General features: G+C 72.1%; 5 protein-coding genes and 1 pseudogene. 3 read left to right on the top strand and 3 right to left on the bottom strand.

Annotated features, from left to right (window positions below):
- Window positions 1-14 precede the first annotated feature (14 nt).
- The 3 genes from ACH9D2_RS11075 to coaA form a co-directional block, all read right to left on the bottom strand.
- Window positions 15-263 carry an MscL family protein gene (locus tag ACH9D2_RS11075; RefSeq protein WP_396362886.1) on the bottom strand — a complete coding sequence of 83 codons (249 nt, stop codon included), beginning with the start codon at window positions 261-263 and terminating at the stop codon, window positions 15-17.
- Between the two features lie 89 nt (window positions 264-352).
- Entirely contained in the window at window positions 353-1,132 is a 780-nt protein-coding gene (locus ACH9D2_RS11070; protein ID WP_396362885.1) for a M15 family metallopeptidase, read from the bottom strand.
- Complete coding sequence (gene coaA / locus ACH9D2_RS11065) at window positions 1,132-2,088, bottom strand: type I pantothenate kinase (RefSeq protein ID WP_396362884.1); 957 nt, start codon at window positions 2,086-2,088, stop codon at window positions 1,132-1,134. Before coaA ends, ACH9D2_RS11070 begins: the two co-directional genes overlap by 1 nt.
- Window positions 2,089-2,260: 172 nt before the next feature.
- Between coaA and ACH9D2_RS11060 the strand changes: the two genes are divergently transcribed.
- From ACH9D2_RS11060 to glmS, 3 genes and pseudogenes are all read left to right on the top strand, one after another.
- Window positions 2,261-4,324: a PTS mannitol transporter subunit IICBA gene (locus ACH9D2_RS11060; protein ID WP_396362883.1), complete on the top strand. Its 2,064-nt coding sequence runs from the start codon at window positions 2,261-2,263 to the stop codon at window positions 4,322-4,324.
- Window positions 4,324-5,459 (top strand): annotated as a pseudogene (locus ACH9D2_RS11055) (mannitol-1-phosphate 5-dehydrogenase). Before ACH9D2_RS11060 ends, ACH9D2_RS11055 begins: the two are co-directional and overlap by 1 nt.
- Window positions 5,460-5,581: 122 nt before the next feature.
- Window positions 5,582-7,474, top strand: a complete 1,893-nt coding sequence (glmS, locus tag ACH9D2_RS11050) for a glutamine--fructose-6-phosphate transaminase (isomerizing) (RefSeq protein WP_396362882.1) — start codon at window positions 5,582-5,584, stop codon at window positions 7,472-7,474.
- The last annotated feature ends 25 nt before the right edge of the window (window positions 7,475-7,499 follow it).

The raw sequence follows: 7,499 nt of genomic DNA, 5'->3' as shown, positions 1-7,499 counted from the left end.
GCGCGGGACGGGGATCAGGTGCGCCGGCGCAGGGCGTCGCGGATCCCGGTGAGCAGCACCCCGGACCGGACGTCGCTGCCGTCGACGGTGAGCATCGCGGACGAGTCGGGGTCGGGCGAGCCGGCCGGCGCGGAGACGAACGGCACCGGCAGCGCCGCGACCGTGGCGTCGACGACCTCGGCGAGGTCCGCGCCGATGATCACGGCGACGGCCAGGTCCAGCGCGTCGCCCGTCGTGACGAGTTCTCCGAACCCTCTGCGCATGTTCACGGACGGGCCGGGTGGGCCCGGGACGGCGAGGGTGCACTCCACCGGGGACGACCCCGCACCGCGGTGCCGGCCTCCGGGGCCGGTCAGCCCGGAGCGGGCGGTCCGTAGTCGGGGGCCGGCGGCAGGCCGGAGAACTCCTCGAGCGTGGCCGCCCCCGAGCGCACGAACTCCCGCGCCCGTTCGGGGCCGAGGTAGCGCAGGTGCCACGGCTCGTACCAGTAGCCGGTGGTGCCGTGCTCGCCCCAGGGATAGCGGACCACGAAACCGTGCTCCGGCCCGTGCTCGGCCACCCAGGCGGCGGTGGCCGTCCCGTCGAAGCACACGCGCAGGTCGCACGCGGAGCCGTCGCCGACGTCCACAGCCAGGCCCGTCTGGTGCTCCGAGTGGCCCGGCCGGGCGGACACCGTGTCGGCGGCCTCGCGGCCCTTCTGCGCGACCCAGCCCGCGTACGTGCCGGACTGCTCGGTGAAGGAGCGGTAGCCCGACACGATCCGGATCGGCACGCCGTCCGCCCGGGCCGCGGCGAGCAGCCGGCGGGCCTCGGCGGCCGCCTCGGGGCGCAGGAGGTGCCCCTCGACGTCCTCGAGGGCGGTGGGGGCCCAGTCCACCGGGTCCAGGGGGCGCCGCTTGTTGACCACCACGGCCAGCGAGGCGGGGTCGTCCAGGCCGGGGTCCGGGGCGGGACCGGTGCCCGATGGCGTCGGCGCCGGCCCGGTCGGGGACGGAGCGGAGAGGGTGTCCGGTGCCGGGGTGGTGCCGGCGGGCTCGGGAGAGGCCGGGGGTGCGCCCCCGGGATCCGGCGCGCACCCGGTCACGAGCAGCGCGGCGGCCAGCAGGAGGGCGGCGGCGCGTGGGACGTCCATCAGTTCTTGCGCAGCAGCACGCGCCGGATGGAGTGGTCGGAGTCCTTGGAGAGGATCAGCCGGGCCCGACCGCGCGTCGGCTGCACGTTCTCGATCAGGTTCGGCTCGTTGATCCGCCGCCAGATGCCGGTGGCGGTGGCCACGGCCCCTTCGTCGGAGAGGTCCGCGTAGCGGTGGAAGTAGGACCCGGGGTCGGCGAAGGCCGAGTAGCGCAGGGCCTGGAAGCGCTCGACGTACCACCGTTCGATGTCCGCGGGCCGGGCGTCCACGTAGATGGAGAAGTCGAAGAAGTCGCTCAGCGCCAGCGCGGCGCGGTCCCCGGGGCCCACCTTGGCGGGGGCAAGGACGTTGAGCCCCTCGATGATGACCACGTCCGGGCGGGTCACCACGACCTCCTCGCCGGGCAGGATGTCGTAGCTGTGGTGCGAGTACTTGGGGGCCCGCACCTCGGGTGCTCCCGACTTGATCTTCGCGACGAAGCGCAGCAGGGCGCGGCGGTCGTAGGACTCCGGAAATCCCTTGCGGTCCATGAGCCCGCGGCGCTGCAGCTCCGCGTTGGGGTACAGGAACCCGTCCGTGGTGATGAGCTGCACGTTGGGGGTGGACGGCCACCGGGACAGCAGCTCGCGCAGGAGCCGGGCGGTGGTGGACTTGCCGGCGGCCACGGATCCGGCGATGCCGATCACGAACGGGGTCCGGGCGTGCTCCTCGCCGAGGAACGCGTTGGTCGAGGCGTTGAGCCGGTTCGAGGACTCGTCGTAGAGGGTCAGCAGCCGCGAGATGGGGAGGTACACCTCACGCACCTCCTCGACGTCGAGCCGGTCGCCGAGGCCGCGCAGGTTCTCGATCTCCCGAGGGGTGAGCGGGACGTCGATCTCGTGGGAGAGCCGCGACCAGGTCTGCCGGTCGAGCTCCACGAAGGGCGAGGTGCGGTCGCTCAGCGTAGATGCGGTCATCGACCACAGTCTAGACCGCCCCCGGAGGCCCGCGGCGAACGGGAGACAGCCGTGATACCCGGGTGTAGATTTGGTCCCGACCCGGCACCGGCTGTGAGCTGCCTCGCAGTGACACGCCGTACGGGCGCTCCGCCGGAGGACCAGCACCTCGTTCGAGAGACAGGACAGCACCATGGCGACGGCAACGACCTCACGGACCACAGCACCGGCCGGTGGCCGGTCGACCGCGGCCAGGGCGCACGTGCAGCGCTTCGGCACGTTCCTGTCGGGGATGATCATGCCCAACATCGGGGCGTTCATCGCCTGGGGACTGATCACCGCCTTCTTCATCGAGGCCGGCTTCACCCCTTTCGGCCCGCTGGGCGGGTTCGGCGAGAACGCGGAGGGCGAGCCGTACACAGGCCTGGTGGGCCCGATGATCACGTACCTGCTGCCGCTGCTGATCGCCTACACGGGCGGGCGGATGGTCTACGACGTGCGCGGCGGGGTGGTCGGGGCGATCGCCACGATGGGCGTGATCGTGGGCACCGACATCCCGATGTTCATCGGCGCGATGCTGATGGGCCCGCTCACCGCGTGGGTGATGAAGAAGGTCGACAGCATCTGGGACGGGAAGATCAAGCCCGGCTTCGAGATGCTGGTGAACAACTTCTCGGCCGGCATCCTGGCCGCGGCCATGGCCATCTTCGGGTTCTTCCTGATCGGCCCGGCCGTGCTGGCCTTCTCCAACGCGGCCGCGGCGGCGGTGGACTTCCTGGTGACCCGGGGGCTGCTGCCGCTGACCTCGATCCTGATCGAGCCCGCGAAGGTGCTGTTCCTGAACAACGCGATCAACCACGGCATCCTCACCCCGCTGGGCACCGCCCAGGCCCTGGAGCAGGGCAAGTCCATCCTGTTCCTGCTCGAGGCCAACCCGGGCCCGGGCCTCGGCATCCTGCTGGCCTACACGGTCTTCGGCCGCGGCGCGGCCCGGGCCTCGGCCCCGGGCGCGGCCCTGATCCACTTCGTGGGCGGCATCCACGAGATCTACTTCCCGTACGTGCTGATGAAGCCGGCGCTGATCCTGGCCGCGATCGCCGGCGGCATGACGGGGATCTTCACCCTGACGCTGTTCGACGCGGGCCTGCGCGCCCCGGCCGCCCCGGGCTCGATCATCGCGGTCTTCGCCCAGGCGACCACGGACAGCTACGTGGGCGTGGCGATCGCGGTGACGGCCGCGACGGCGGTGTCCTTCCTCGTGGCCTCGGTGATCCTCAAGGCCTCCAAGGACAAGGGTGAGGGAGACCTCACGGAGGCCACCTCCCGGATGGAGACGATGAAGGGCAAGAAGTCCTCCGTGTCCTCCGCGGTCGTCGGCACCAGCGGCGGCGCGGACACCGGCGGGACCGACGCCCGTGCGCTGGCCGACGGCGGGCCGGTGGAGCGCATCGTGTTCGCGTGCGACGCCGGCATGGGTTCCTCCGCGATGGGCGCCTCCGTGCTGCGGAACAAGGTCAAGGCGGCCGGCTTCGGCGACGTCAAGGTCACCAACGCGGCGATCGCCAATCTCACGGACGACTTCGACATCGTGGTCACCCACCAGGACCTGGCCACCCGGGCCCGGCCGAAGGTGCCCAGCGCCTCGGTGGTGACCGTGGACAACTTCATGGGCAGCCCCCGCTACGACGAGATCGTCGAGGCCGTGCAGCAGCGCAACGGCGCCGCCGTCCCCGCGGGAGCCGGCGCCGCGGCGGCGGCCACGGCCGGACCCGCGGCCGCCGGCGGCGACGCCGTGGCCGACCCGGACGAGGGCGCCTCCTCCGGGGACACGATCCTCACCAAGGACCGGATCGTGATGGACGGCGGGGCGCAGAACGCCGAGCAGGCCATCGACGAGGCGGGTGGGCTCCTCGTGGCGGCCGGCGCCGTGACCGACGAGTACGTGCTGTCCATGCACGAGCGCGAGGAGTCGGTGTCCACGTTCATGGGCAACGGCCTGGCCATCCCGCACGGCACCAACCAGGCCAAGGACAGCATCCACCACTCGGCGCTGTCGGTGGTGCGCTACCCCGACGGCCTGGACTGGAACGGCAAGCCCGTCACCTGGGTGATCGGCATCGCGGGGCGCGACAACGAGCACCTCGCGATCCTCTCCCGGGTCGCGAAGATCTTCGGCAACAAGGAGAAGGTGCGGCAGCTGGACGAGGCGAAGACCTCCGACGAAGTGCTCGACCTGCTGGGGAAGGTGAACGACTGATGAAGTGCGTGCACTTCGGGGCGGGCAACATCGGCCGGGGCTTCGTCGGCCTGCTCATGCACCGCTCGGGCTACGAGGTCGTGTTCGCCGACGTGGCGGCCCCGCTGATCGACGCGCTGGCGTCGACCCCCAGCTACACCGTGCACGAGGTGGGCGCCGGCTCCCGGGACACGGTCGTCGAGGGCTACCGGGCGGTCAACTCGGCGGGCGACCCGGAGGCCGTGGTCGCGGAGATCGCCACGGCGGACGTGGTCACCACGGCCGTGGGCGCGCACGTCCTCGAGTTCGTGGCCCCGCTCGTGGCGCGCGGCCCCCGGACGGGGCCGCCCCCGTGGCGGTCATGGCGTGCGAGAACGCCCTGTCCGCGACGGACCTGCTCGCCGAGGCGGTCCGCGCCGTGTACGCCGGCGAGGACCTGGACCGGCGGGCGGTGTTCGCCAACACCGCCGTCGACCGGATCGTGCCCCAGCAGGAGGGCGGCGGGCTCGACGTGGTGGTGGAGCAGTTCCACGAGTGGGTCATCGACCGCACCCCGTTCGCGGGCCGTGAGCCGGCCATCGAGGGGGCGACGTACGTGGACGACCTCGTGCCCTACATCGAGCGGAAGCTGTTCACGGTCAACACCGGTCACGCCGCGTGCGCGTACTTCGGCTACGGCGCCGGCCGGCACCGGATCGCGGAGGCGATCGCCGACGCCGGGATCCGGGAGCGGGTCGCCGCGGCGCTCGCGGAGACGCAGGCACTGCTCGTCGCGAAGCACGGTTTCGACGAGCAGGAGCACGGGCGGTACGTCGCGAAGATCCTCGACCGCTTCGCCAACGAGCACCTCCCGGACACCGTCGAGCGCGTCGGCCGCGCCCCGCTGCGCAAGCTCGGCCGGCACGAGCGGTTCGTGGGCCCGGCCGCCGAGCTGGCCGAACGGGGCCTGGGCACCGACGGGCTGCGGGCGGCCATGGCGGCCGCCCTGCGCTTCGACCCGGCCGACGACCCCGAGGCCGTCCGGCTGGGCGAGATCCTCGACACGCTGGCCCCGGCCAACGCCGTGCGGGAGATCACGTGCCTGGACGCCGATCACCCCCTCTTCCCGACCCTCGAGGAACTGGTGGCCGACGCCGTGCGGGAGCGCCGGGGCTGAGCGGAGGGTCCCGGGCCCCGCGGGCGGGCCGGGCCGTGTCCCCAGAAGAGACGGGAACACGCCCCGGCCCGCCCGGTCCCGCACGCCCGGCCGGGCGGAATCCATGCGGTACTGTGAAACGCATGTGTGGAATTGTTGGATATGTGGGCCCCTCCTCCCAGCGCGCGGACGAGCTCGGCACCGGGTCCGGGCACAACGCCCTGGACGTGCTCGTCGAGGGCCTGCGGCGCCTCGAGTACCGCGGCTACGACTCCGCGGGAGTGGCCGTGGTCTCGGACGGCACCGTCGGCTTCCGCAAGAAGGCCGGCAAGCTGCTGAACCTCGAGCAGGAGCTGCTCGACAGCCCGCTGCCGCGCTCCACCACCGGGATCGGGCACACCCGCTGGGCCACCCACGGCGGACCGTCGGACGTCAACGCCCACCCGCACGTCGTCGACGGCGGCCGGCTGGCCGTGATCCACAACGGCATCATCGAGAACTTCGCCGAGATCAAGCGCGAGCTCGTCGAGAAGGGCCACGCGTTCGTCTCGGAGACCGACACCGAGGTCGCCGCCGTGCTCCTGGCCGACACCTACAACGACCTCGGCGACCAGGACCTCACCGCGGCCATGCAGGTCGCGTGCCGACGGCTCGAGGGCGCGTTCACGCTCCTCGCCGTGCACGTCGACCACCCCGGGCGCGTCGTGGCGGCCCGGCGCAACTCCCCGCTGGTGCTCGGGCTGGGCGAGGGCGAGAACTTCCTCGGCTCCGACGTCTCCGGGTTCATCGACTACACGCGCAGCGCCGTGGAGCTGGGCCAGGACCAGGTCGTGTCCATCACGGCCGACGACTACGAGATCACCGACTTCCACGGCAACCGCGCCGACGGCAAGCCCTTCCAGGTGCTGTGGGACGCGGCCGCCGCGGAGAAGGGCGGCTTCCCGTCCTTCATGGAGAAGGAGATCAACGAGCAGCCCGCCGCCGTGGAGCAGACCCTCATGGGCCGCACCGACCCGGACGGCAACCTGATCCTCGACGAGCTGAAGATCGACGAGGCGGTGCTCCGCGCCGTGGACAAGATCGTCGTCGTGGCCTGCGGGACGGCCGCCTACGCGGGGCAGGTCGCCCGCTACGCGATCGAGCACTGGTGCCGGATCCCCACCGAGGTCGAGCTCGCCCACGAGTTCCGCTACCGGGACCCGATCGTCAACGAGCGGACCCTCGTGGTCGCCCTGTCCCAGTCCGGCGAGACCATGGACACGCTCATGGCGGTCCGGCACGCCCAGGAGCAGGGGGCCAAGGTCGTGGCGATCTGCAACACCAACGGCTCCACCATCCCGCGCGAGGCCGACGCCGCGCTCTACACGCACGCCGGCCCCGAGATCGCGGTCGCCTCGACCAAGGCGTTCCTCGCCCAGATCACCGCCGCCTACCTCCTGGGCCTCTACCTGGCCCAGCTGCGCGGCAACAAGTACAAGGACGAGATCGGGGAGATCCTCGCCGAGCTCGAGGCGATGCCGGCCAAGATCCAGCAGGTCATCGACGCGCAGGCCGGGGTCAAGGCGCTCGCGCAGTCGATGAAGGACGCGGCCTCCGTGCTGTTCCTGGGCCGCCACGTCGGCTTCCCCGTGGCCCTCGAGGGGGCGCTCAAGCTCAAGGAGATCGCGTACATCCACGCCGAGGGCTTCGCCGCCGGCGAGCTCAAGCACGGGCCGATCGCCCTCATCGAGGAGGGCCAGCCGGTGTTCGTCATCGTCCCCTCCCCGCGCGGCCGGGACTCCCTGCACGCGAAGGTCGTCTCCAACATCCAGGAGATCCGCGCCCGCGGGGCCGTGACCATCGTCATCGCGGAGGAGGGGGACGAGTCCGTCGCCGACTACGCCAACCACATCTTCCGCGTGCCGCAGTCCCCGGTGCTGCTCCAGCCGCTGCTGACCACCGTCCCGCTGCAGATCTTCGCGTGCGAGCTGGCCACGGCGAAGGGCTACGACGTGGACCAGCCCCGCAACCTCGCGAAGTCCGTGACCGTCGAGTAGTCCGCGACCGGTCCGCCGCCGGCCC

The organism is Kocuria rhizosphaericola (genome assembly GCF_044462205.1).
GTDB classification, from domain to species: domain Bacteria; phylum Actinomycetota; class Actinomycetes; order Actinomycetales; family Micrococcaceae; genus Kocuria; species Kocuria rhizosphaericola.
The sequence above is the reverse complement of the archived record's forward strand: the minus strand, read 5'-3'. Positions and strand labels throughout refer to the sequence as shown.

Excerpts from the sequence above, each read along its gene's own strand:
- ACH9D2_RS11070 (WP_396362885.1), bottom strand. The coding sequence starts at position 1,132 with ATGGACGTCCCACGCGCCGCCGCCCTCCTGCTGGCCGCCGCGCTGCTC.
- ACH9D2_RS11075 (WP_396362886.1), bottom strand. The coding sequence starts at position 263 with ATGCGCAGAGGGTTCGGAGAACTCGTCACGACGGGCGACGCGCTGGAC.
- coaA (WP_396362884.1), bottom strand. The coding sequence starts at position 2,088 with ATGACCGCATCTACGCTGAGCGACCGCACCTCGCCCTTCGTGGAGCTC.
- ACH9D2_RS11060 (WP_396362883.1), top strand. The coding sequence starts at position 2,261 with ATGGCGACGGCAACGACCTCACGGACCACAGCACCGGCCGGTGGCCGG.
- glmS (WP_396362882.1), top strand. The coding sequence starts at position 5,582 with ATGTGTGGAATTGTTGGATATGTGGGCCCCTCCTCCCAGCGCGCGGAC.